Source organism: Antrihabitans auranticaus, from assembly GCF_016481275.1.
Taxonomy (GTDB): domain Bacteria; phylum Actinomycetota; class Actinomycetes; order Mycobacteriales; family Mycobacteriaceae; genus Antrihabitans.
The window spans coordinates 335,699-359,047 of the sequence record NZ_JAEMNW010000003.1 but is presented as its reverse complement, the minus strand read 5'-3'; the positions used below and the strand labels follow the sequence as shown (position 1 = coordinate 359,047).

26 protein-coding genes and 3 tRNA genes are annotated in these 23,349 nt (G+C 63.8%); 19 read left to right on the top strand and 10 right to left on the bottom strand.

Annotation, left to right across the window (positions count from 1 at the left end):
• The first annotated feature begins 42 nt into the window (after positions 1–42).
• The 6 genes from JGU72_RS16015 (at position 43) to JGU72_RS15990 (ending at position 3,514) form a co-directional block, all read left to right on the top strand.
• The gene (locus JGU72_RS16015) at positions 43–753 is read left to right on the top strand and encodes a dienelactone hydrolase family protein (protein WP_199684946.1); all 711 of its coding nucleotides are present in this window, start codon (positions 43–45) and stop codon (positions 751–753) included.
• A gap of 82 nt (positions 754–835) precedes the next feature.
• A tRNA-Ser gene (locus JGU72_RS16010) sits at positions 836–927 on the top strand.
• A gap of 19 nt (positions 928–946) precedes the next feature.
• Positions 947–1,019, top strand: a tRNA-Arg gene (locus tag JGU72_RS16005).
• A 181-nt stretch (positions 1,020–1,200) separates the two neighbouring features.
• Positions 1,201–1,620 carry an Hsp20/alpha crystallin family protein gene (locus JGU72_RS16000; protein ID WP_199684945.1) on the top strand — a complete coding sequence of 140 codons (420 nt, stop codon included), beginning with the start codon at positions 1,201–1,203 and terminating at the stop codon, positions 1,618–1,620.
• 89 nt (positions 1,621–1,709) lie between these two features.
• Complete coding sequence (locus JGU72_RS15995; protein WP_233532491.1) at positions 1,710–1,883, top strand: hypothetical protein; 174 nt, start codon at positions 1,710–1,712, stop codon at positions 1,881–1,883.
• 296 nt (positions 1,884–2,179) lie between these two features.
• Complete coding sequence (locus JGU72_RS15990; protein WP_199684943.1) at positions 2,180–3,514, top strand: cytochrome P450; 1,335 nt, start codon at positions 2,180–2,182, stop codon at positions 3,512–3,514.
• A 32-nt stretch (positions 3,515–3,546) separates the two neighbouring features.
• On the opposite strand, the gene JGU72_RS15985 is transcribed toward JGU72_RS15990, so the two are convergent.
• Together JGU72_RS15985 and JGU72_RS15980 are read right to left on the bottom strand one after the other, a co-directional pair.
• The gene (locus JGU72_RS15985) at positions 3,547–4,398 is read right to left on the bottom strand and encodes an oxygenase MpaB family protein (RefSeq protein ID WP_199684942.1); all 852 of its coding nucleotides are present in this window, start codon (positions 4,396–4,398) and stop codon (positions 3,547–3,549) included.
• Positions 4,399–4,513: 115 nt separating this feature from the next.
• Positions 4,514–4,975, bottom strand: a complete 462-nt coding sequence (locus JGU72_RS15980) for an SRPBCC family protein (RefSeq protein ID WP_199684941.1) — start codon at positions 4,973–4,975, stop codon at positions 4,514–4,516.
• An 84-nt stretch (positions 4,976–5,059) separates the two neighbouring features.
• On the opposite strand from JGU72_RS15980, the gene JGU72_RS15975 reads away from it, so the two are divergent.
• A complete protein-coding gene (locus JGU72_RS15975; RefSeq protein ID WP_199684940.1) occupies positions 5,060–5,479 on the top strand; it encodes an SgcJ/EcaC family oxidoreductase in 420 nt (139 codons plus the stop codon).
• On the opposite strand, the gene JGU72_RS15970 is transcribed toward JGU72_RS15975, so the two are convergent.
• The 4 genes from JGU72_RS15970 to JGU72_RS15955 are packed head-to-tail and all read right to left on the bottom strand — an operon-like array spanning position 5,463 to position 8,509.
• A complete protein-coding gene (locus JGU72_RS15970) occupies positions 5,463–6,125 on the bottom strand; it encodes a DUF998 domain-containing protein (RefSeq protein WP_199684939.1) in 663 nt (220 codons plus the stop codon). The two genes, JGU72_RS15975 and JGU72_RS15970, sit on opposite strands and share 17 nt — an antisense overlap.
• Before the next feature lie 6 nt (positions 6,126–6,131).
• Positions 6,132–6,530 (bottom strand): very short patch repair endonuclease, encoded by a 399-nt coding sequence (locus JGU72_RS15965; protein WP_199684938.1) that lies wholly within the window; start codon positions 6,528–6,530, stop codon positions 6,132–6,134.
• A 9-nt stretch (positions 6,531–6,539) separates the two neighbouring features.
• The gene (locus tag JGU72_RS15960) at positions 6,540–7,367 is read right to left on the bottom strand and encodes a hypothetical protein (RefSeq protein ID WP_199684937.1); all 828 of its coding nucleotides are present in this window, start codon (positions 7,365–7,367) and stop codon (positions 6,540–6,542) included.
• A complete protein-coding gene (locus JGU72_RS15955; RefSeq protein WP_199685352.1) occupies positions 7,364–8,509 on the bottom strand; it encodes a DNA cytosine methyltransferase in 1,146 nt (381 codons plus the stop codon). The genes JGU72_RS15960 and JGU72_RS15955 overlap by 4 nt, the downstream gene beginning before the upstream one ends.
• A gap of 243 nt (positions 8,510–8,752) precedes the next feature.
• Between JGU72_RS15955 and JGU72_RS15950 the strand changes: the two genes are divergently transcribed.
• Positions 8,753–9,301, top strand: coding sequence for a putative glycolipid-binding domain-containing protein (locus JGU72_RS15950; RefSeq protein ID WP_199685351.1), 549 nt, complete (start codon positions 8,753–8,755; stop codon positions 9,299–9,301).
• A gap of 4 nt (positions 9,302–9,305) precedes the next feature.
• Here the strand turns inward: JGU72_RS15950 and JGU72_RS15945 are convergent, their stop codons facing one another.
• Positions 9,306–10,271 carry a prephenate dehydrogenase gene (locus JGU72_RS15945; RefSeq protein WP_199684936.1) on the bottom strand — a complete coding sequence of 322 codons (966 nt, stop codon included), beginning with the start codon at positions 10,269–10,271 and terminating at the stop codon, positions 9,306–9,308.
• A gap of 60 nt (positions 10,272–10,331) precedes the next feature.
• Here JGU72_RS15945 and JGU72_RS15940 point away from each other — a divergent pair, with 60 nt between their 5' ends.
• The 4 genes from JGU72_RS15940 to JGU72_RS15925 all read left to right on the top strand — a co-directional run bounded on the left by JGU72_RS15940 (position 10,332) and on the right by JGU72_RS15925 (position 11,762).
• On the top strand, positions 10,332–10,886 hold the full coding sequence (locus JGU72_RS15940; RefSeq protein ID WP_199684935.1) for a tRNA adenosine deaminase-associated protein: 555 nt from the start codon (positions 10,332–10,334) through the stop codon (positions 10,884–10,886).
• A complete protein-coding gene (gene tadA, locus JGU72_RS15935; RefSeq protein ID WP_267909225.1) occupies positions 10,887–11,336 on the top strand; it encodes a tRNA adenosine(34) deaminase TadA in 450 nt (149 codons plus the stop codon).
• A gap of 93 nt (positions 11,337–11,429) precedes the next feature.
• Positions 11,430–11,618, top strand: coding sequence for a CsbD family protein (locus tag JGU72_RS15930; RefSeq protein WP_199684933.1), 189 nt, complete (start codon positions 11,430–11,432; stop codon positions 11,616–11,618).
• A gap of 53 nt (positions 11,619–11,671) precedes the next feature.
• Positions 11,672–11,762 (top strand) — tRNA-Ser (locus tag JGU72_RS15925).
• A gap of 16 nt (positions 11,763–11,778) precedes the next feature.
• Here JGU72_RS15925 and JGU72_RS15920 read toward each other — a convergent pair.
• Positions 11,779–12,339, bottom strand: a complete 561-nt coding sequence (locus JGU72_RS15920; protein WP_199684932.1) for a hypothetical protein — start codon at positions 12,337–12,339, stop codon at positions 11,779–11,781.
• A 327-nt stretch (positions 12,340–12,666) separates the two neighbouring features.
• Between JGU72_RS15920 and JGU72_RS15915 the strand changes: the two genes are divergently transcribed.
• From JGU72_RS15915 to JGU72_RS15900, 4 genes are all read left to right on the top strand, one after another.
• A complete protein-coding gene (locus tag JGU72_RS15915) occupies positions 12,667–13,278 on the top strand; it encodes an acyl-CoA-like ligand-binding transcription factor (protein WP_199684931.1) in 612 nt (203 codons plus the stop codon).
• A gap of 27 nt (positions 13,279–13,305) precedes the next feature.
• Complete coding sequence (locus JGU72_RS15910) at positions 13,306–15,585, top strand: MMPL family transporter (RefSeq protein WP_199684930.1); 2,280 nt, start codon at positions 13,306–13,308, stop codon at positions 15,583–15,585.
• 123 nt (positions 15,586–15,708) lie between these two features.
• Entirely contained in the window at positions 15,709–16,200 is a 492-nt protein-coding gene (locus JGU72_RS15905) for a hypothetical protein (RefSeq protein WP_199684929.1), read from the top strand.
• A gap of 89 nt (positions 16,201–16,289) precedes the next feature.
• Entirely contained in the window at positions 16,290–16,616 is a 327-nt protein-coding gene (locus tag JGU72_RS15900; RefSeq protein ID WP_199684928.1) for a YbjQ family protein, read from the top strand.
• Between the two features lie 48 nt (positions 16,617–16,664).
• Here the strand turns inward: JGU72_RS15900 and JGU72_RS15895 are convergent, their stop codons facing one another.
• A complete protein-coding gene (locus JGU72_RS15895; protein WP_199684927.1) occupies positions 16,665–18,968 on the bottom strand; it encodes an MMPL family transporter in 2,304 nt (767 codons plus the stop codon).
• 175 nt (positions 18,969–19,143) lie between these two features.
• Here JGU72_RS15895 and JGU72_RS15890 point away from each other — a divergent pair, with 175 nt between their 5' ends.
• From JGU72_RS15890 to JGU72_RS15880, 3 genes are all read left to right on the top strand, one after another.
• Entirely contained in the window at positions 19,144–19,707 is a 564-nt protein-coding gene (locus tag JGU72_RS15890; protein ID WP_199684926.1) for a TetR/AcrR family transcriptional regulator, read from the top strand.
• A gap of 639 nt (positions 19,708–20,346) precedes the next feature.
• Entirely contained in the window at positions 20,347–21,333 is a 987-nt protein-coding gene (locus JGU72_RS15885) for an alpha/beta hydrolase (RefSeq protein ID WP_199685350.1), read from the top strand.
• 70 nt (positions 21,334–21,403) lie between these two features.
• Entirely contained in the window at positions 21,404–21,859 is a 456-nt protein-coding gene (locus JGU72_RS15880) for an RrF2 family transcriptional regulator (protein WP_199684925.1), read from the top strand.
• An 11-nt stretch (positions 21,860–21,870) separates the two neighbouring features.
• On the opposite strand, the gene JGU72_RS15875 is transcribed toward JGU72_RS15880, so the two are convergent.
• Entirely contained in the window at positions 21,871–23,298 is a 1,428-nt protein-coding gene (locus JGU72_RS15875; RefSeq protein ID WP_307828468.1) for a threonine/serine exporter family protein, read from the bottom strand.
• Positions 23,299–23,349: the final 51 nt, after the last annotated feature.

The following is a 23,349-nucleotide window of genomic DNA, read 5'->3' as shown; positions in this document are numbered from 1 at the left end:
AATGTCGAGCACGCGGCGGGCTTGGCCCCTACGCTTGTTTCTATGTCGGGATTCTTCGAGGACTTTGCACGTCTGCGGGATGCGGACGGCGGTTCCACCACATCGGATGGGGATGTTCCAGTCCGGGCGATCGAGCCCGACGGCCACGCGCGCGGCGGGATCGTGGTTCTGCACGAGGCGCGTGAATTCACCGGCGCGCTCGTCGGTTTGATGCGTGCCCTGTCCGACGAGGGTTGGATTGCCGTTGCGCCCAACCTGTTCCATCGGTCTACGACCGAAACCACCGCGGAGGTGTTCGGCGACAACCTCTTTGCCGACTTCGATGCCTGCTTCGACTGGCTGGTCGGCCGCGGGGTGCTGGCGGATTGCGTGGGGGTTCTCGGATTCGACGATGCCGGCACAGCTGCGATGCTCGTCGCGACCAACCGTCCGATCGGCGCTGCGGTGAGCGTGGCCGCGCGCGGCATCGTCTCGCCGATCACCGACGACGCGCCACGACTTCTCGATGCGGCGCCCAACCTGCAGGCGCCGTGGCTGGGGTTGTACGGCGTCGACGACCCCGAAACGCCGCACGACCATGTCGAGCAGCTCAGCGACGCCGTCGCCAAGGCGGTGGTCGCGACCAACGTCGTCAGTTATGAGGGTCTGGGGCATCGTCCGGACGCCGCATCGGCGTCCGGTGACGACGGTGCAGACGTGCTGATCGATGCCCAGACGAGGATCTTCGACTGGTTCGACAGCAACCTCCGATAGGGCGTTTTGCGTCGCGGGGAGTGGCTGTGTAACCTTTCCCCTCGGCGGTTCGAAAGGACCGGCTCCTCTTCAAGGAAGCTCGGGAGGCGTGCCAGAGCGGCCGAATGGGACTCACTGCTAATGAGTTGTCCCCTTTACGGGGGACCGGAGGTTCAAATCCTCTCGCCTCCGCCAAATTTGAATAGTTTTACTTGCGCCCGTAGCTCAACGGATAGAGCACCTGACTACGGATCAGGAGGTTAGGGGTTCGAATCCCTTCGGGCGCACACCACGAAAGGCCCCGACCGTCAGGTCGGGGCCTTTCGCTATGTGTTCGAACGCCGCACCGGACGGTGCGTTGCGTGGGTCTTGCGCGCCATTGCCGCTAGTGGTACAAAAAATCTATGGCAGACCACACAGGTTTTCTGCCCTCACATAGAAAGATTGGAGTGTTCGGAGGTGGCCACAATGTTGATGCGTACTGATCCGTTCCGCGACCTGGACCGCCTTACGCAGCATGCGTTCGGCACTGCTGCGCGACCGGCGGTGATGCCGATGGATGCCTGGCGTGACGGTGACAGATTTGTTGTCGAGCTCGATCTGCCTGGTATCGATGCGGATTCGCTGGATCTCGACATCGAGCGAAACGTCATCACGGTGCGCGCGCAGCGTCCGGGAGTAGATTCGAGTCGGGAGATGTTGGCGTCGGAGCGTCCCGCCGGAGTGTTCAGCCGACAGCTGTTCCTCGGCGAGAATCTCGACACCGACCGGATCGAAGCCGAGTACACCGACGGCGTGCTGCGGTTGACGATCCCGGTCGCGGAGAAGGCGAAGCCACGCAAGATCGAAATCGGGCGTGGCAACGGCCATCGATCGATCGACGTCTGACGGAGCCCGAACCGGTGGGTGCCGGGCGGCGCCCACCGGAACTCACGAACATGCACCGATCAGATCGCCACAGTCGAGGAGTGCGCCTGATGACCGAAACCTTTCCGAACGCCGACGACGCCGATCGCGCCGAACAGTCGATTCTGATCGACGACGATGTGCCGACCGTTGTGGTCGATCACAAATGGGACGCCGACGACGCCGATCTGCTCGAACAAGCTGTTCCGGTGCCGATTTCGCACGACGAGTACCCTTCGGGCTGACCAGCGCAATGACGGCGGCAATGATGACTCGTGACGGCCGCGACGATGCGGCGCTACTACGGTGCGGGCACTGTGAGCGACGGTTCAGCTCAGCGGCGGTGGGCGGGGACCCGATCGGTGCTGCGCGAGTGAACGGCTGGCACGTCAGCCACGATTCCGTCCTCTGTCCCAGCTGCGCGAATGCGCGTTCGGCGCGCTCGTAGAGCGGTCCGGTTATCGATTCGGGCCTCGCGTCCGATATGAACGTTGGGGGCCTTTCCTTCAGGCCTCGATCTACGACGCGCAAAGGATGGCTCATGACGGCACGGCTTTCGGAACTACCGACCGCTCCCGGTCGATTGCCGTTGCTCGGTCACAGCTTGTCGATTCTCCGAAATCCGCTCGAGTTCATCGGCTCACTGTCCGGGTGCGGGGAGGTCGTACGGATCTATCTGGGGCCCAAGCCTGCCTACCTGGTGACGACCGCTGAGCTGATTCGATACGTCAGCCTCAACGAGGACCTCTGGCGCCGCGACGAGCTCGCCGAGTCCATCAAAGAGATCTGCTTGAACTCGGTGAACATTCTCACCGGCAAGGAGCACGAGCTGCGCCGGCGAATGATCGCGCCGGCATTCAAGCAGGCCAGGCTTGCCGATTACGCGGTCGTTACCGCCGAGATCGCGAACAAGTGGGCCGCTGAACTGCCAGGTGGGCAGGACGTCAACCTGATGGAGTCGATCCACGGACTTGTGCTCGAGACCGTCTCCTCGACGCTTTTTCGCGGCGACTTCACCGAGCACGCCAAGGAGCAGATCCGCATCGACATCCCGTGGTTGCTCACCGAGGTGGTGCGCCGTGGGTCACTGCCGGCGGCGGTGCGCAAGAGCAGGCTGATCGCGAACTCGCGGTTCGCCCGCAGGTCACGACGGCTTCGCGCGGCAATTCGTGAGGTCGTCGTGCAGTACCGGCTCGACGATCAGGACCGCGGCGACGTGCTGTCTGCCCTGATCCGGCATACCGACAAGGAGACCGGGGCCACTCTGTCGGACGAGGAGATCATCGACGAGCTGATCCTCGTGATGGCGGGCGGAGTTGGTTCGCAGGCCTCGTTGCTCGGCTGGATCATCTACGAGACGCTCGCGAACCCGGCTGTTGCGGCCCAGGTGTACGAGGAGATCGATGCTGTCGTCGGCTTCGATGCCGTTCGCGCAGAACATGTTCCGGAGCTGCCATACCTGCGGACGGTGCTGCTGGAGACGCTGCGAATGTGGGCGCCGTGGGTCAGCACGCGTACCGCGAACGGTCCGGTGTCGCTCGGCGGCTTCACGCTTCCGGACGGCGCGACCATCGCCTACAGCCCGTACATGATTCACCGCGACGACACGTACTACGAGAACGCGAACCGCCACGATCCCGAACGGTGGTCGCCCGAGAACATCGCGCGCGTCGAGAAGCGCACGTCGCTGACGTTCGGGATCGGTCCCCGTCGGTGCCCGGGCAATCACTACTCGGTATTGGCGATCACGCTGCAGGCCGCCGCGTTCTTCGCTTACTGGCGGCCAGAACTCGATACCACTGCCACCGTCAGCCCGTCGAACAAGGACTTCGTGCTGTCGCCGTCGCAGGTTCCGCTGCACCTCGTGCGGCGTTGATCGGCGCGCGGTCGAATGATGTGGCTCGACGCTCACACGAGCGCGCGGTCGAACCGGATTCGCAGCCGCAGGTCGGTCAGGTACAGGTTGAACGGAAACCGGCGCAGGGGTCCGGGCAGCCGACGGTTGACCGCACCGATCACGCGTAGGAGTCGATCGAAGCGCCGCTGGTCGCTTTCGGAAAACGTCAGGTGCATTTCGTCGCGGAAGCGCTGCGGCAGGAATCCGGTCACGATGAAGGTCTGCGGTTTTCCGAAGAGTTTGTGAATCGGCCACGGCATGAACTCGAGGGTCATCAGTGCGGTGAGGTACTTGCGCACGGTCGGGTCGATGGACACCTCGTCGAGTGAGCGCTCCCATGCGACGTCGAAGGCTGCGCGGTTGGGCGGCCACATGTACGCGGGCACCTGCAACGTGGTCCCGAGCCGTTCGCAGTGTGCGTACAGGGCATCGGCCGTTGCGTCGTCGAGCGGGCCGTCCATCGCCTCCAGTGTGTCGACGACGCCCCGGTACAGGCACATCGCGACCCACAGTTGGAGCTTCTTGTCGAAGGCGTTGTATTTGACAGGGCTGTCCGGGCCCGAGTGAACGGGCCGATGCGAGACGTTCACCGCCTCGCGGTAGCGAATGCGTTCCTCTTCGGAACCCATCAGCGCCACCGCGAGGTAGGTCAACGTCGTCCGCATCCGTTTGATCGGGTGCTTGGTGACCTTGCCGCTGTCGACCGTGCTCTCGACAACGCCGTAGCCCACCGGCGCCTGGCTGAGCTGCATGATCACGTTCGCCGTGCCGCCGAGGAATGCAGTAATGCCGTAGACGTAATCGGCTATCTGAAAGTCGACGTGCGTAGAAGCGTCGGGAACGACCTGGACGGGAGCGGCCATCGTTGTCCTATTCCTGGACGCGCGCACGCGCAACGCCCGCATCGGCGGTGATGCAATGATACACAAACACTCTCAATGACTGCAGGGTTTGTCAATGCCCGCCGACGCGCTGGACTCAGGCTGTCTTGGACGCCGCGTACTTCGCTTCGATCTTTTTGCGCAGCGTGTTGTCGGAATGGCGAACGGCGATCGCGACGAAGGGTTCGATGATCTTGCCGAGGGCGCGGCCCGCCATGCCGCCCGGCAAGACGTATTCGAGGTTGAGTTCGAGCTCCGAAACTTCGTCGCCGATCGCGCGGAACTCCCACAGCGAGCGGACTTCGAAGCCCGACACGTAATCGAAGTGGAACACGTTCGGCGGTTCGAACCGGTCCATGTTGAACACGGCGCCAAGTGTCTTCGGTCCGAGCTTCATGCCACCCTCGTACACCGTGCCGAGGCCGTATTCGATCTCGCTCTTCAGTTCGAGCTTCGTGATCCCGAACAGCCACTCGGTGGCGTTGCGGAAGTCGGAGACGTAGTCGAACAGATACTGCTGTGGAACGGCTGCCTCGCCCTTGTGGTGGATGTGGACCATCGCACTTCCTCTCGATCGCTATGACGACTGCACAGATTGTGGTCGATCTGCATACGCTGAGCGAATTACGAGTGGGGAGGGACCGTGAAACGCTCGACGCAGAGAGTTCGCGACGAGGACGTTGCGTCGATCCAACAGACAATCGCCGAGTTGGCGCGGATCTTTCATGCGCGAGACGTCGCCGGGATCATGTCGCACTTCCGCGAGGACGCGGTGTACGTCGACATTTTCGGCGTTCCCAACGTCGGATCCGATTCCATCTTGGCCGCAGCGACCCTCTACCTGATCGAGGCACCCGAGGACGCGGCGTTGCGATTCGACGTCGTCAACATCGCCTTTGTTCGCAATGACGTTGCGGCGGTGACGGTTCGCCACGATCCGATCACTACGGACGGCGAAATCCTCGTCGGGGAGCCGGTCGGTCAGTCGATGTTCGTCATGAGCCACGAGAAGGCGGACTGGAAGATCGCGGTATGGCAATTGACCGTCATCGGTCGTCGCTGACGCTCTTCCACACGGCGAATCCCAACGTCACGACCCACAGTGACATCGTGCCGACCTGAATGCGCTGGGCAATCCCGAGGGCGTATTCACCGGGCAGGTTGTCCGCGATCAGCATCCACACTGTGGTTGCGGACGCGACGACGAAGAGCGCCAGACCGATCGCGCGCACGACGGGCAGAATTCGGTAGCGGAACGCCGCCCAGGTGAACGCGATCATTGCCACGAAGATCGCGTTGACCGCAATGGTGCTGGTCAGCGCGTGAATGTGATGCAGTTGCGGGAACAGTCCGCTCGGCGAGCTGGGGCACGGGTGCATCGGCGTCGGCACGCAACTGATGGGCAGTTGCGCGTCGGCGATGGTCGCGGCACCGAAAACGAAGAGCGCGCTCCAGCCGACGGTGGTCAGGCGACGACGCCGTAATCCGAACAGCGCAATGACGGCGGCGACAGCGAGGACGGTCCCGGATGCGGTGTCCGCCGTCGAGAAGACATCGCGATACCGCTGCCCGACCGCGTCGAGCTCGCTGAGAAACGTTTCACTCGGGTCGAGGCCGGTGTGGAGGACGTTTTCCAGTACCCACGAGGAGTACGCGACACCGCCGATCATGATCGCCAGTGCGAGGGCACGGCGTGCAGACGCGGTCATCGCGGTTCAGCGTAGTAGTTGGGCCACCCTGTCAGCCGCAACGGTCGGTAACTCGTGTTCCCACACCCGGACGACCTGCCAGCCGGCTTCGGCGAGCCTGGCGTCGGTATCGCGGTCGCGGCGCACATTCGTGGCCAGTTTCGTGGCCCACCATTCGGCGTTGTTCTTCGGATCGGTCGCGTGGATCGGGCAGCGATGCCAGAAGCAACCGTCCACATAGACGGCCACTCGGCGCCGCGGGAACACCAGATCGGCACGGCGCCGCAAGCCAGGCAGGGGAGCGCGGTCGACGAAGAAACGCAGTCCGCGCCGGTGCAGCTCGCGCCGCAGCGCGATCTCCGGGGCCGTGTCACGCCGGCGCTGCTTACTGAGCCGCGCGCTGGTGACCGGATCGGTAGCGGGCACACTGCAACGTTAGTCGTCCTCTTCGTCGGACCACGTCGGAGCGAACCGGTTGCGGCGTTCGACCTCGCCATGGACGGCGGCGACGAATTCGTCGAAAGACAGGGTTCGAGAATCCGGCGGCCGGCCGTTGCGCGGCGGTGCCTCCTCGACGTCGAAGAAGCGGACCGACCCGTCCTCGTCGTACAGCCCGATGAAGACCTTCTCGAACAGGTCGTACCTGGTGTCTTCGGCGCCGAGATCCACCCACAGTCGTTCCGGACCACCGTGCACCGGTCGTTTACCGCGGCCGGTCCGCTTTGCCAGAGTCGTAACATGGTGTGCGAAAGACGATTTCGCGATGTCGCTCGTCTTGGTCGGGTCGCCGTCGTCGCACGTCGCGATCGGCTCGAACATCACCGCGACCAGCACGCTGTAGGGCTGACGCTGATGCACGACCATCGCTTCGCCGCGCAGTTCGTGGTCGTTGCGGACGATGTTCTTGGTCCACCGGCCAAGCCGTCCAGTGGTCGGGCTGTAGTCCTGAAAGCTGTACGTCTTGATCGACACGCAGAGGATCAGCCCGAGCATCGGGTCGATTGCCTTGACGTCCAACCGCTTTCGACCTTTGGCGACGTCGATCGCAGCTTCCTGCCCGGCGCCGCTGGCCGTTGGTGTGATGTCCGGATACAGCGTGCGGAGGGAATCGGCGACTGTCTGGGCGAGGTGATTCGACAGGCGCTGGGCGTAGTTCTTCTTGTCGCCGCGTTCTGCGTCGGGCGTCGGTTTGGCGCCACTCAGCATGAGGGCGCGCGCCAGCGGTGGAGGCGGTGCGGGCAGGGGAAAGAGCGCGTCCGTCATGCCGCCACGTCGGGGTAGCCACCCATGCGATCGAGATGGTTCTCGATGTCGTCGAGGAAGCCGGGTGGAAAACGCAAGTTGCCCAACCGAGTTCGACGCAAGAATCCGGCTGTTGCCCTGGCCGACAGCAGCCTGCTGTCGTCCAGGAAGCCTGCGAGATCTTCGTACGGTTCCTGCACCGGCCAGGTCGACAGCGGCACGGCATGCGTGACTCGGTTGCGGCCCCACGCCGCGGTCGGCCAGCGCTGGCCGGGTAGCAACAGCGTTTCCTGATCGTTCGAGTACGACTGCGGGTTCGCGAGCTTGTGACCGACCCACGACGCCATCCGCACGCTCACGGCATTGCCGACCAGCTTCCAGCGGTGGCCGGGGCGGACACCGGGGGCGTTGATCGCCGGGGCTGTCCAATCCGGATCGAACCCCTGGAGTCGTTCGGCACCAACGATTCCCGGGGTCACGATCTCGCCCGACGGCAGGCGAACCGCCGGGGGACTCGCGATACCGATCGTCGAACCGCCCTTCAACGTCGGCACGGCATTGACTGCCCAGCCGAGACCGCGGACCCCCTCAGTCCAGTAGAAACCGCACGGGTGCAATGCGGGGTCTCCGGATTCGTCAGGTCCGGCGTCGTCGGTGAACAGCACCTCGCGCGGATCTTCCGTTCGCGAAGCGAGCATGAGGACGCGCTGGCGGCGCTGTGGCAGGCCGAACGCGCGGGCGTCGACAACCCGATATGCCCACGTGTAGCCCATGTCTTCGAGTGCGTCGGTGATGTGGCGCATCGCCGCCCCGCGTCCGAGTTGCAGCATGAAGGGCACGTTCTCGATGAGCAACCAGCGCGGACCGCGTTTGCGCTTCACGAGTCGGAACACTTCGTCGACCAAACCTGAACGTGCACCGGTGATTCCGGCCGTCCGTCCGGCTTGTGACAGGTCCTGGCAGGGGAAGCCGGCGGCGACCAGTTCGGTACCCGCCGGGATACCGCGCAACGCCGTCACGTCCGCTGTGATGGGGACGTCGCCGAACCTCGCTCTGAGCACTGCCTGTGCGCCGGTGTCTATTTCGCAGAGCAGTTCGGTCCGCCAACCGTGTTCGCTCAAGCCGAGTTCCAACCCGCCGATTCCGGCGAACAGCCCGGCCATGCTTCCGCCAGCGGTCACTGTTCCCCTTCTTCTTTCGCGCGTCCTCGATGACGCGGCCCGATCGTGCACTCTCGCAAGGGAACGTTACTCGAGTTCACCGACAGGTTTTGCGATCGACGCAAAGCGAAGTTGTGTGCTACCGCTCGTGCCACCGATCTGCGCGTCGCATAACGTAGACGGGTGACATCCCCAGCCTCCGGATCCGCCGGGTCAGCGGACGTTCCGGCTTCGCCGTGGCCAGCGATGCTTACCTGGCGTGCGCACAATGCGCCACGCATGGAATCGGTACGGGTGCAGCTCAATGGCAACCGGATCAAGGCAACCGGCCGAATCGTCGGCGGTGATTGTCCCGAGCATGCGGCGTTCAGCACGTGGTACTCGTTGCTGACCGACGAGAACGGTGCGACGCGCAGACTTTCGCTGTTGACCCAGGTCGCCGCAGGCGAACGGCAGCTGTCGATCGTCCGCGACGAAGAGGGCTACTGGATGGTCGAGAGCGCGAGCACGCACGTCCGATCGTTGTTCGGTGGCGCGCTGGATGTCGACGTGGTCCTCAGCCCGTTCTTCAACACGCTCCCGATCCGCCGGTTCGGACTGCAGACGGAGTCGGAAGATCTCCAGATTCCGGTCGTCTACGTGAGCTTGCCCGATCTCACGGTCCAAGAGGCCGGCCTGACCTACAGCAGCGGTGCCGATGGAATTCACGTGCTGTCGCCGGTGTCGAGTTCGACGCTGAAGGTCGACGCCGAGGGTTTCGTGCTCGACTACCCGGGCTTGGCCGAGAGAATCTGACCCCTCACAACGCGCGCAGTACACCGCCGCGCCGGCCGGCATCGCGGAGCCGCTCGACCCAGTCGGGACTACCCGGCTCGATACCCGTGATTTCCCACCGCTCGACGTTCTCGTAGCGGAGGCGGGCGTCGTAGCCGGCCTCGACGAGTTCCGCGGTGGACGCGAAGTCGGCCAAAGCGGTCCGGGCCGTGCTCAATACGGTCAACGTCTCGTCCAAAGCGGCGAGCAAGGCGTCCGCGTTCGCCTCACACATCGCGCGGACCAGCGCAGGCGCCGATCCGGCAACCCGGGTGCCGTCGCGGAAGGAGCCGGCGGCGAGCCCGAGGGCGAGGTCGCCACCTGCTGCGCCCGACAACGCGAGAGCTTCGGCCAGCAGATGCGGCAGGTGCGAGATGCGGGCGACCGCACCGTCGTGTTCGACGGACTCGGCGGGCACGACGACCGAACCGCAAGCCAGCGCCAGCCGGGCGACCGCCGACCAGATGGCGGGATCGACACCGTTGTCGGTCGCGACGACCCATACAGCGTCTCGGAAGAGGTTCGCGTCGGACGCGGTCCAGCCGGATTCGGCAGTGCCTGCCATCGGATGCCCACCGACGTACCTGGCGGCGAGTCCATGTGCGGCGACCGCTGCCGACACCGGCGCTTTGACGCTCACCACGTCGGTCAGCGGACAGCCTGGCGCGAACTCGGCGACCGCCGCGAGTACGCCGTCGACAGCGGGCATCGGCACACCGACCACGACGAGGGCGCGTCGTGCCTGGGCTTTTCCGAGGACTTCGGCGAGGTCCGCACTGGCGTCGAAGCCGTCGGCGCGGGCCTGTTCGACGGCCGAAACGGAACGGTTGTAACCCCACGCTTCGCGTCCCGCAGCCACGGCGGCACGCAGAAGCGATCCGCCGATCAAACCGAGACCGAGCACGCACACTGGCGGTTCGACATGTGCTGACACATGCTCAGGGTGGCACACGGCGGGCGAATGCCTACCGCGACTTCAACAAAACGGGAGCGGCGGACTACCGTTGCGCGCATGGCTGCACAGGGTTCGCGCAACAGCAGTTCGAGCACAAACCGCGCTACCTCGGACGACTACGACGATCTGGAGGGATTCGGCGTCGCCGTTGTTCGCGAAGAGGGCAAATGGCGTTGTACGCCGATGACGAGTGCGGCGCTCACGAGTTTGTCGGTCGCGGAGACCGAGCTCCGGGAACTGCGCAGCGCGGGCGCCGTCTTCGGGCTGCTCGACGTCGACGACGAGTTTTTCGTCGTCCTGCGTCCCGCCCCCTCCGGCACGCGGCTGCTGATTTCGGACGCAACCGCAGCGATCGATTACGACATTGCCGCCGAGGTCCTCGACGCGATCAACGTCGAAATTCCCGACATCGACCCTGACGAACTAGACGACGTCGAACCGTGGGAAGAGGGCGACCTCGGCGTGCTCGCCGACCTCGGACTGCCAGAGCCGGTCCTCGCTGTCATCGTCGCGGAGACCGATCTGTACCCGGACGAGCAACTCGGCATGATCGCCGCGCGGCTCGGTTTCGCGAACGAGCTTTCGGCAGTTCTCGACAAGCTGCCGCGGTAATTGAACGACGAGGCCCTCATGCGGGCGGCGATCGCGGCCGCGGGGCTTGCCGGGGCAGACGATGTGCCGGTCGGCGCTGTTGTCGTCGCAGCCGACGGCACAGTGCTTGCACGAGCGGCCAACGCGCGGGAAGCCACCGGTGATCCGACCGCCCACGCCGAGATTCTCGCCCTCCGCGAAGCGGCCCGCGTGCACGGCGACGGTTGGCGCCTCGAAGGCGCAACGCTCGTCGTCACTCTGGAACCCTGCACGATGTGCGCCGGCGCCCTGGTCCTCGCTCGGGTGGGCCGGGTCGTGTTCGGGGCGTGGGAACCGAAGACGGGCGCGGTCGGTTCGCTGTGGGATGTGGTCCGCGACCGGCGGCTCAATCACCGGCCCGACGTTGTCGGCGGGGTGCTCGCCGACGAGTGCGCGGCGCTACTGGATGACTTCTTCGGACCAAGACGCTGACTTCTGTTGTTTCCCGCATCGATAACCCCAGGTGGTGCGAACATTAGGCCGTGCGCCGGACGGTCGGCGTAAACACTTCGAGGGAGGAACCTCATGGGTATTGCTGACGACGCGAAAGCCACCGCAGAAAACGTCGCGGGCCAAGCCAAAGACGCCGCCGAGGCTGCACTCGGGAAGGCCGAGGAACTCGCCAACGCGGCCAAGGACGCGTTGCAACCGGTCATCGACAAGGCCGTCGACGCTGCTACGGACCTCAAGGACAAGGTAACCGGCGGCTCATAGCTTCCTGTGCAGGCGATTTAGCACCGCCGCAGATCTCCGGTAGAGTCTGCGGCGGTGGCGTGTCCGAGCGGCCTAAGGAGCACGCCTCGAAAGCGTGTGACGGGTAACCCCCGTCCGAGGGTTCAAATCCCTCCGCCACCGCCAAAAACTCCCCGCCTGATCAGTCAGGCGGGGAGTTTTTTTGTGCGAGGAGTCGACGACGGCGGGCAGCGAGCACGAGACCGCCACCGATAAGCGCGTAACCCAGCGCCGCGCCGATCAGGGTGAACTTCACGACCGCCGCACCGAAGGCGACCTGCGGGTAAGGGCTGTCGGGTCCGTCGTAGACGATCGCGAGCAGGTTGGCGTTCTCGATGCAGTCGGCGGCGGCGGCGATGACGGCGCCCGAAGCGAAGATTTGCCCGAGTCGTGCGAATTGTGGCCGCGTTGTCGCGAGCGCGTTGCGAACGGTCAGGCAGGCCAGGACCGCGAACGTTGTATAGGCAACGATGAACGCGAAGTCGCCCCACAGCGACCACAGCACCGCTTGCCGACCTTCGTCGCCCCAATCGGCAAGGATTCGTGCGGCGGTCTCGGGCGTTCGCGCAAGTTCGAAGTCGAGAATTCCAGCGCCCAGCCTTTGCATCGTGAGCTCAGGGATCCCGAGAATCACCATGATCGACAAGGCGGCGGCTGCCGAGATTGCGAGCGTGCGTCCTGATATCGCAGGTGTCCTGGTCACGGTGCGGAGCCTAGCCGGGGCGCGGTGCGTCGCCGGCCGAGTGGGCCGTGCCGGGGGGTGTCGGCGCGTCCTGCCGCTCAGATAGCCCACTCACCGGACCCGCCGGGCCGAAACTCGCCTCGAACCCCTTCAGTCGCACCGACTTTAGGGATCCGCACCGAAATTTTGGCCCTATTTTCGGTGCGACGCCCGAGCCGGGGTGCGACGAAAAGTGCGGTGGGAGCAGTGACCGCCGTCACAGCCAAGGAACCACTGTGTCGAACATCGCAAACTTGCATTTGTCTGCAAACTTGCAGACCTCTGCAATTTTCTGCCACTCTTGAACGCATGACCAGTTCGACCGGACTTCGGGAACGTAAGAAGGCCGCCACCAAAGAGGCGCTCAGCAAAGCGGCCATCAAGTTGGCTTCTGCCAACGGCCTCGCTGCTGCTACTGCCGACGCAATTGCCGCGGAGGTAGGGGTCTCGACCCGCACGTTCCACAACTACTTTCCATCCAAGGAAGACGCGATCTTGTACGGCGCGGAGTCCTCGGTGGATGTGTGGGTGGCAGCGCTGCGGGCGCGACCGGCCGACGAGCCGATCTGGGAATCGCTCCAAAACCTTGCCGTCGCTTATGTCTCGGATCCGGCAAACGATCCGCACGAGATGAGCGCAGTGTCTCGACTCATCGAGGAGTCGCCGGCGTTGATGGCGAAGACGCACCGCATGCACGAAAACATCGGGCGCCATCTCGGCGTCGCGATCGCCGAGCGGACCGGGACCGACGTGGATTCCGACCTTTATCCCAACCTGCTCCAGATGGTCGTCGGCTGTGCCATCAAGACCTCTCTGGAGCTCTGGCTGAGCGGTAACGCAGCCGGACGGGCACCGCATGAGCTGGTGTCCGAGGCGTTCGACCTCCTTCGCCGCGGCTTGCCCCAGCCCGGCTGCAACTGACCCACACCGATCCCACAAGGAGTTCTCGTGGCCACCTATCTGTACCGAATCGGAAGATTCGCGTATCGGCGAAAAGGCGTCGTCCTTTCCGCCTGGTTGATCTTGCTCGTCCTGTTCGGCGTCGGCGCCGCAACGCTTTCCGGACCTACGTCGGAATCGTTCTCGATTCCGGGTACGCCTGCTCAGCAGGCGCAGGACCTCATGGCCGAGCGTTTCCCCGGCGCAGCCGATCCGATGAACTCGCTCTCCGCGCGGATCGTCTTTGCTGCGCCGGACGGCCAAACGCTCGACACGCCGCCAAACGAGGCGGCAATGGATGCCGTCATCGACAAGCTGAAGACCATGTCGCAGGTCAAGGAAGAGGCGAAGGCGAACCTCGCCGACCCGGTCGCTGCTAATCAGCAGATGATCGCCGCTGCATCCGAGCGCGGCGGTACCGCCGTCGCCGACACGCAGGCCGTGTCGCCGCTCAGCCCGGACAAGACCGTGGGCTACGTGGAGGTGCCGTTCAGCGGTGGCTTCAGCGACGTGACGGACGAGTTGCGCAGCGAGATCAACGCCGCGGCGGATCTCGGTCGTGACGCCGGCTTGACCGTCGAGGTCAGCGGTAGCGCAGCGTCCGAGCAGGAGCCCCCGGGTGGGGCCACTGAGTTGGTCGGCATCGCCGTTGCGGCGATCGTTCTGATGATCACGTTCGGTTCGCTTGTTGCAGCTGGACTTCCGCTGATCACCGCGATCATCGGCATCGCGATCGGCAGCATGGGCATCACGATCGCGACCGGATTCATCGACCTCAGTTCGATGACGCCGACGCTCGCCATCATGATCGGTTTGGCGGTCGCAATCGACTATTCGTTGTTCATCGTCTCGCGTTATCGCCATGAGCTGACGAAGACGGAAGATCGTTCCGAGGCTGCCGGACGCGCTGTCGGCACCGCGGGATCGGCAGTCGTGTTCGCCGGTCTGACAGTGATCATCGCCCTGGTCGCGCTGCGCGTCGTCGGAATTCCTTTCCTCTCCGACATGGGTGCTGCGGCGGCCTTTACCGTCCTGATCGCGGTACTGATCGCCCTGACGTTGCTGCCGGCCATTCTCGGTCTGTTCGGCGCAAAGGCTTTCGCAGGCAAGGTGCCGTTCCTGAAATCGGGTGACACCGAGGACGGAAAGGCAACGCGGGCAGAGCGTTTCGCCCAGTTCATCACGCGGATGCCTGCGGTCACGCTGGTCGGCGGCGTCCTGCTGCTCGGCCTGCTGGCGATCCCGGCCGCAAACCTGGCGTTGTCGCTGCCCAACGAAGGGACCGGCGATCCGGCGACGAGTGCTCGCAAGGCATACGACCTGGTCAACGACAGCTTCGGCCCGGGTAAGAACGGACCGCTCCTTGTCGTGGTCGACGCCCAAACGGCAACGGTTGCACCGGAAGAGGCATTCGGCGAGGTCGTCAAGACGATCGAAGCCCAGTCCGACGTTGCAAATGCCCAGGTCGTGGGTGTGAATGAAGCGGGCGATACCGCGCAGATTCTGGTCACGCCGAAGAGTTCACCGAGTAGCGACGCGACCAAGGCTCTCGTCGAGAACCTGCGCAATGCAGAGAGTGATCTGACGGCGAGCATCGGCGTCGACTACGGCGTCACCGGTCAGACCGCGCTGGAGAACGACGTGTCAGACCGACTGCAGAGCGCGCTGATTCCGTACCTCGCGGTGGTCGTCGGCCTGGCATTCGTGCTGCTGATGCTCGTGTTCCGGTCGATTCTGGTGCCGCTCACGGCAACATTGGGCTTCCTGCTCAGCGTCGCTGCGACCTTCGGTGCAACGGTCGCCATCTTCCAGGAGGGCTGGGGCGGAATCATCGCAAACCCGCAGCCGATCGTCAGCTTCATGCCGATCTTCCTGATCGGCGTCGTGTTCGGGCTCGCGATGGACTACCAGGTGTTCCTGGTGACCCGGATGCGTGAGGAATACATGCACGGTGCGTCCGCGAAGGAAGCGATCGTGAGCGGCTTCAACCACGGCGCACGGGTCGTGACAGCCGCGGCGATCATCATGATCTCGGTGTTCGCGGCCTTCATGGCAGAGCCCGGAACCTTCATCAAGGCAATGGGATTCGCCCTTGCGGTGGCTGTATTCTTCGACGCCTTCGTGGTGCGAATGGTGATCATCCCATCGGTCATGGCGCTCCTCGGTGACAAGGCCTGGTACCTGCCCAAGTGGCTGGACCGGATCCTGCCGAACGTCGACATCGAGGGTGCGAAGCTCGAGCGCGAATTGCCTCGCTCGGAGGACAAGGAGCTGGTGACAGTTTCCTAACAGGACAGTCACAGCCCGTCATCTGCATTTACGCAGGTGGCGGGCTTGTTCTACGTTGGGCCACGGTCATACTTCCAAACTGATGGGTCGACTATGCGGCTGAAAAGATCGGCAACAGTAGTTGTGACGGCAGGAATAATCGCAATTGTGCACCCCGGAACTGCCTCGGCAGCGGGACTCGATATCAACGCGGTCGACAACGGCGCCTGCAAGGTGACGTTCTCGATGGAAAATCGCACGAACACAACCGCGTACACCATGGACTACTGGATCGACGACGAACCGCTGACCGGGCAGGACTACGGTACCGGTCCGACCGGTCGTCGCCCACCGCTGACGTCCGGCGTGGATCCCAGCGTTCCGCAATGGCCAGGGAATCTGTATCGCAACAACGTAGAACCGCCGTTTCACACGGAGCAGCAGGTCAACCTGGCCGAAGTCGCCAACCTGCCGAACCCGGGTGCTGCCACCCACGAGGTGCACTACCGAGTGATTCTCGGACCGGAGGCGAACGATCGCATACCGGTCGCGAAGACGACGACCGTTACCGGTTGTGGTGGCGGCGGTACGGGTTCGGCGGGATCGTCCAACTTCCCACCGTTGTTCGGTAGCTGAGCGGGGCTGTTGCTCCACGAATCGCGATTCCTGATCGGATCCCCGCGGAAACGTTGATTTGTGGCGGTTGAGCCCCATATGTTCGGGCGATGATCATCGTCACGAGCAACGACATCCCCGGCTACCAGATCGTCCACACCTTCGGCGAGTGCTTCGGCCTCACCGTGCGGTCGCGCAACATCGGGTCGAACATCGGCGCGGGGTTCAAGGCGATGGCGGGTGGTGAGCTCAAGGGCATCACGCAACTGTTGCACGATTGTCGCCAGGAAGCGTTGCAGCGCTTGGCAACCGAGGCGACGAACCGCGGCGCGAATGCCGTTGTTGCATTCCGATTCGAGACGACGGAGTTCGGCGGCACCGGTATCGAGGTGTGCGCCTATGGCACTGCCGTAGGCATCCAGCCGAACCCGAGCTAGAAACGACGAAGGGACACCCGCAGCGGGTGTCCCTTCGCCAGTTCCGGGTCAGCTGACGCTGACGGGTTCCAAATCTTCCTTCACCGGATGGCGGGGGCCCAGTTTCTCGCCCTCGACATCGATGTTGGGCACGATCCGGTCGAGCCACTTCGGGATCCACCACGCCTTCTCGCCCAGCAACGCGAGCAGCGCCGGGATGATCACCATTCGAACGATGAACGCATCCAGGAAGACACCCGCAGCGAGGGCGAAGCCCATCGTCTTCGCTGTCGGGTCGGATTCCAGCATGAATGCGCTGAACACCGAGATCATGATGATCGCCGCCGACGTCACGACGCGAGCACCGTGGTGATAGCCCTTCACCATCGCATCGAGCGGCGTCGCCCCGTGGACGTATTCCTCCCGCATACGGGTCACCAGGAAGACCTGGTAGTCCATCGCGAGTCCGAACACCAAGCCGATCAACATGATCGGCAAGAAGCTCACAATCGGGTGCGGATCACTGATCAGCCCGAACGTCCCTTCCTGGAAGATCAGCACCGTCGCGCCGAAGGTTGCACCCATCGACAGCAGGAAGCCGAGTGCACCGATCAGCGGAACCAGGATCGACCGGAACACCAGGATCAGCAGGATGAACGCGGCACCTGCGACGATCGCCATGTAGGGCACGATCGATCGCAACAGCACGTTGTCGACATCCGCATAGATCGCGGTCGTGCCGGTGATGCCGTATTCGATGCCGTACTCGCTCTTGAGCTTGTCCTCGGCCTGGCGGGCTTCCTTGACCAGCTCCTTGGTCTCCTGATTGTTCGGACCTGACTTCGGCACGGCCTCGAATGTGGCGCCTGCGCCGTCGTCGCTCTTCGTCGGTCCGACCACGTAATCCATGTCGGAGTACGACTGCAGCTCGGTCTTCAATGCATCGAGCGCAGCATCGCGGCGATCCGGTGCAACGCTCGCGAGGTCGACGGCCACCGAGAGTGTGCCGTTGCTGCCTTCGCCGAAGCCGTCGGTGCGCAGCTCGTAGGCCTTGCGAACGGTCGACGTGGTCGGCAGGCTGTCCTCGCCCGGCAGGCCGAGGTTCAGGTTGACCGCCGGGATAGCAAGCAGGCCGAGCACGATGACGCCGGCAGCCAGTGTGATCGCCGGGTACCGACCGATGACCTTCGCAACCCGCATGCCGTTGGTGACGTGTGTGTCGTCCTCGGGGTCGTACTTGGCGATGCCGGGAATCTTCGGCTTGAACAGGAACCTGCCGAACGCTCCGAGCAGGGCCGGCATGAGCGTCAGCGCGACAAGCACGGCGAACGCTGCGGCCAGTGCGCCGCCCAAGCCCATCCAGGTCAGGAACGACACGCCGACGACGCTCAGCCCGGTCAGCGCGATGATCACCGTCAGACCGGCGAACACGACGGCCGATCCGGCGGTACCGAGCGCTCTACCTGCAGCTTCTTCGGGTGAGGACGAGACGGAGAGCTCGTGTTTGTACCGCGAGACGATGAACAGGGCGTAGTCGATCGACAACGCGATACCGATCATCGAGGCGAGGAACGTCGTGAAGGTCGGAATAGACGTGATCGCCGTACCCGCCATGATCAGCATCGTTGCGGCGCTCAGGCCCACGACGGCTGTCACGATCGGGACGAACGCCGCGACGATGGCGCCGAAAGCGACGATCATGACGATGAGCGCGACGCCCATACCGATCAGCTCGGCCGACCCACCGGGGCCTTCGTTCTCTTGCGCAATCGAGCCGCTCAGTTCGACCTCGAGACCTGCGGCGCGGGCCTCGTCAGCGACGTCGTATGCCTGCGTGCGGTCTTCCTCGGTGATGTCCTGCCACTTCTCGATGCTGAACTTGACCGGCAGGATCGCGACTGAATCAGGCGTTTCCTTGTTGAGCACGTTCACGGGCGCACCACTGCAGTCGGACGTGAAGTTGGGTCCGCTCCGATCGGGAATCAGGCAGCCCTGCTCGTCGGCCGTCTTGATCGGGCTCTCGAGTGGCTTCTCGTGATCGACGATGCCGAGGTTGTTCAACTTGGCCACGAGCGCGTCGACCGACGCCTGGTTCTTCGGATCGGTGAGCTTCGTGCCCGCCGGTGCACCGATCACGTAGGTCCCGGTGACGGCGTCGAAGTTGAATGCATCCGAGGCGCCCGGGAAGTGCTTGTCCAGGATCTCGGTCGCCCTCTCCGAGGGCAAGTTGGGCATGGTGAAGTCGTCTTCCATCGGCTTCGAGATCGCCTGGGAGACGGATCCGAGGATGACGAGCAACAGCAGCCAGACGGGTAGAACGAACCACTTTCGACGGAACGCGAACTTCCCCCACCGATAGAGGTATACCGACACAGTTTCTCCTTGATTCGAAGCTGGTTGTAGACCACGAAATTCGCAGGCGTTGCGACACCGGTCCCTCCAAACCGGATGTGCCTGCCTAGTGGTGAGTAGACTACCTACCGCACGGTAGGCGGACAATCGAGATTTATGTGGGTTCGACGACAGTTCACGTGAGGTCTGACCAACTGTGAGAACGAGAGATACGAAATCGGAGATTCGCGATACCGCGATCCGGCTGATCGCCGCAAAAGGCTTCGATCAGACGAGCCTGCGCGAAGTTGCCGACGAAGTCGGCATCACCAAGGCGTCCCTCTACTACCACTACGCGTCGAAGGTAGACCTTCTCGTTGCGATCGTCTCGCCCATTTTCGACGAGATGCGCTCGGTAGCAAGCGATTTGAATACGACTCCGTTCTCCGAAGGTGCTGTGCGGGTATTGCTTCGCGACTACATCGCCGCCCTCGTCGCGCATCGCCACGAAGGCGCGCTGTTCGTCCGTGATGCAGTCGCGATCGTGAACGCGCTCGGCGACCGGTTTCCGGAAATTCTCCGGATCAACGAACAGTTGCGCATCTGGCTCGCCGGTCCGGATCCGACGGTCGAAGCGCAATTGCGTGCTGCGGCCACGATCGAAGTTTTGGGTGTTGCCCTGACTGCGAACGAAATGGTCGAGGCCGCCTCCCCTGCGGAAATCGAACACGTTCTGCTCAAAGTGGCGATGTCTGTTCTGGGTTGCGAGTCTGCCTCGTAAGCAATTAAAAGACGAATTATTCGAATTGTTCGGTGCGATTCGGAAAGCCGAATTCGGCTCGCTCTAGTGTCGGGAATTCTGATACGTCCGTACCGTTCCGGGTGCCCGAAGAGTGCCACATACGTCACATGTGTCGCTTTCACAACATTGGTAACGAACCAGCCAAGGTTGCGTATCGGTTCGGATGGATTGTCGCGCGGGCGTTTTGGGTCGTGCGACTCTCGATCCTCGTCAGGGATTTGTCCGGACGCGCGTGACGCCAAACTCACGCCAATTCGAAATGGAGTTTTCTATGTCTCGGTCTCGATTCACCCGTTCTGTGGCAATAGCAGGCGCGGGAATTACATTGGTGTTATCCACTGCTCTATTGACGCCAGGTACCGCGAGCGCGGGCACCGGCAAATGCATTTCTGTCGACGGAACCACGTCCTGCATGGTGATCGACGAGCCCGAAGTGGGCGAAGGCCTCTGCCTCTTCGGGTCCCTGTGCGGCCTGTTCGGTTCTAGCTAGCGGTCACGACAAATCCCTTGCGGATTCGGGTGGCGCGAGCTGTGTCTGTGGCTCGCGCACCCGACTCCCAACCGACCAAACCTCGAGAGGCAACAGTGATCGACCCGAAACCCGGCCGCTGGGTGTGCATGACTGCGCTGGTCGCCGCCGCGCTTGCGGTCGGACCGATGACTGTTGGATCTATCGCGAACGCTGAACCGAACGACGTCGTCTCTACGCTCGAAATGACCGAGGAGATCGACGCGCGTCACGTGAACTTGTATGTCCACTCGGCTTCGATGGATCGAAACATCAAGATCCAGGTCCTTCGTCCCGCGGACACCTCGGTGCCCCGCCCGGTCCTCTATCTGCTCCACGGCGCCGGTGGCGGCGTCGACGGCGCGAACTGGACCGCACAGACCGATGTCGATTCGTTCTTCGCAGACAAGAACGTCAACGTCGTGATCCCGCTCGGGGGCGCCTTCAGCTACTACACGGACTGGAAACGCGACGATCCCAAGCTCGGTCGCGTCAAATGGGCGACCTTCTTGACGAAGGAACTGCCGCCGATCATCGATCAGGCTCTCGGTGCGAACGGTGTCAATGCGATCGCCGGCGTCTCGATGTCGGGCAGTTCGGCGCTTGCGCTGGCGCAGGAGGCTCCCGATCTGTACCGCGCAGTCGGCGCATACAGCGGATGTGCTGAAACCAGTACGCCCATCGGGCGGCAGCTGGTGAAGCTCGTGGTGGAAACACGCGGTGGCGGCAAAACGGCCAACATGTGGGGACCGACTGGTGATCCCGCGTGGTCGGCGGCCGACCCGTACGTCAACGCGGAGAAGTTGCGCGGAAAGTTCCTCTACATCACGACCGGTACGGGCCTACCGGGTGAGCACGAGTCGCTGGACAACCCCAGGCTCGACGGGAACCCCACCGCACTGCTGAACCAGACGATGACCGGTGGGGTCATCGAGGCTGCGACCAACGCCTGCACCATCCATCTGGCTCAGCGCCTCGGCGAGCTGGATATCCCGGCGACGTTCGATTTCCGGTCCACGGGCACGCACTCGTGGGGCTACTGGCAGGACGATCTGCACAAATCCTGGCCGGGGATCGCGACCGCCATCGGTGCCTAGTGCTCGAGGCCTGTCCGTCGCGCCCGCATAATCAGCAGGGCGGATTCGACGGACTGGGACGGAGCGAGCAGTGCACATCACCGCGAAGGTGGACTACGCAGTGCGCGCCCTGCTGGAGCTGGCACATAGCCCCGACGCGCCGGCCAAGGCTGAGCCGCTCGCGGCATCGCAGGCAATTCCGCCGAAGTTTCTCGAGTCGGTTCTCGCCGATCTGCGTCGTGGCGGACTGGTCAGCAGCCGCCGCGGCCCGGACGGCGGTTACTGGCTGACCCGGCCAGCTGCCGAAATCAGTGTTGCGGACGTGATCCGTGCGGTCGAAGGTCCGCTGGCGTCGGTGCGTGGCGAACGTCCTGAGGACGTCCGATATTCGGGTCATGCGCAGGCGCTACAGCAGGTGTGGATCGCCGTGCGCGCGAATATGCGCGCGGTTCTCGAAGGCGTGAGCATCGAGGACGTCGCGAAGAACCATCTGCCGTCCTTCATCGACGACCTCACCGCCGATCCCGAGGCCTGGCGGCGTCGCTAGATGAAGCGTCGCTAGTCGAGACGGCGGTCCGTCGGTTCGAGCGGACCCGCCATTCTTGGACCGGCCAATTTTCGCTCGAGCCGGCCGAGCCTGGTCCGCAGCGGCTGCGCGAGATACTCGCCGAGAACGACACCGGCGGCCAACGCGAGACCGATACCGATCGCCGTCATGAGTGTCGTCGGACTGCTACTTCGCTCTACGCCGAGCTCGTACAAGCCGCGATAGGTCGACAGACCAGGAAGTAGCGGAGTGATCCCGGAAACGGCGACGACGAGTGGCGTCACCTTCAGGCGTCGTGCCAGAACTCCGCCGCCCAGGCCGACGAGCATCGCCGCGACAGCTGACGAACTGACGGCGCCCAGATGAGTGAGGAGGAGGGCACCGTAGACGCCGCCGCCGAGTCCGCCGGCGACTCCGGCGACAGCCATTGCCCGCACCGTCGAATAGGACGCGAGGGCGAAGCACGCCGCAGCTCCGGCGCTGCCGATAACTACGAACGGCAGCCGCTGCGGCGTCGAGTCGACGATCTCGGGGAGCGGAGTCCGCTCGAACCCGAGGAGCACCGCGATCTTCAACGCCAGCACAACGCCTGCGATGAGCCCGGCCGTCATCAGCGCGGTTTCCATGGTGCGGCCGGCCGCCGTGACGTTGTAGCCGGTGATCGCGTCCTGGACGGCCGAGACGGTGGACAAACCCGAGAGCAGCACAGTCACGGCAGCTGCAACGACCACGGTGGGTTTGTCGGTGTCCAGAAGGTTGCTGCTGACGATTGCCATCGCCGACAACGTCGCAACCAAGCCACCGACCACCTGCTGAAAGAAGAAGGGCAGAGCGAAGCGGTTGAGAAAACGTCCGAGGCGGTCGACGACGGCGCTGATGACGAAGGCGACCGCCGCGATGCCGAAGCCGCCGCCGAGAATGACGGTGATGAACGCTGCAAGGCCACCCCAGGCGATCGTCGCGACCCAGCGCGGGTAGGGGTGGGGTGCGGAGGTGATCGCCTCGAGTTCGGTCTGGGCTGCTTCCGCACTGATCGAACCCGTGACGATCCTGTGCACCAGGATTTCGGTTGCAGTGAGCCGGGTGTAGTCGAGGCTGCGTGATCGCACAACGCGTAGCGCTGTCACCGGGGCCATCGTCGTACCGCGGTGACACGTGACGGTGATGGAGGTGAAAATGACGTCGACCTCGCAATGCGGGAGGCCGAGTGCCGAGGTCATGGCGATGATCGTCGCCGTGACGTCCGACGCACCGGCGCCGCTTGACATCTGGACCTCGCCGATTCGCAGACAGAGGTCGAGGACGTAGTTGACGGTCGAGTCGTCGGGTACCTGCGGGCCCAAGTTCTGCTCGCCCGTGTCGACACTGGCCGAATTGATGTGCTTCCGGCTGCGAAACCTAGCTCGAAGAGCCCCACGTTCGGGCCTCTGCAACTTCACTCGTCCACCTCCCCTCACGACCGTGCCATGGACCGGCAGCCGCCGTCCACC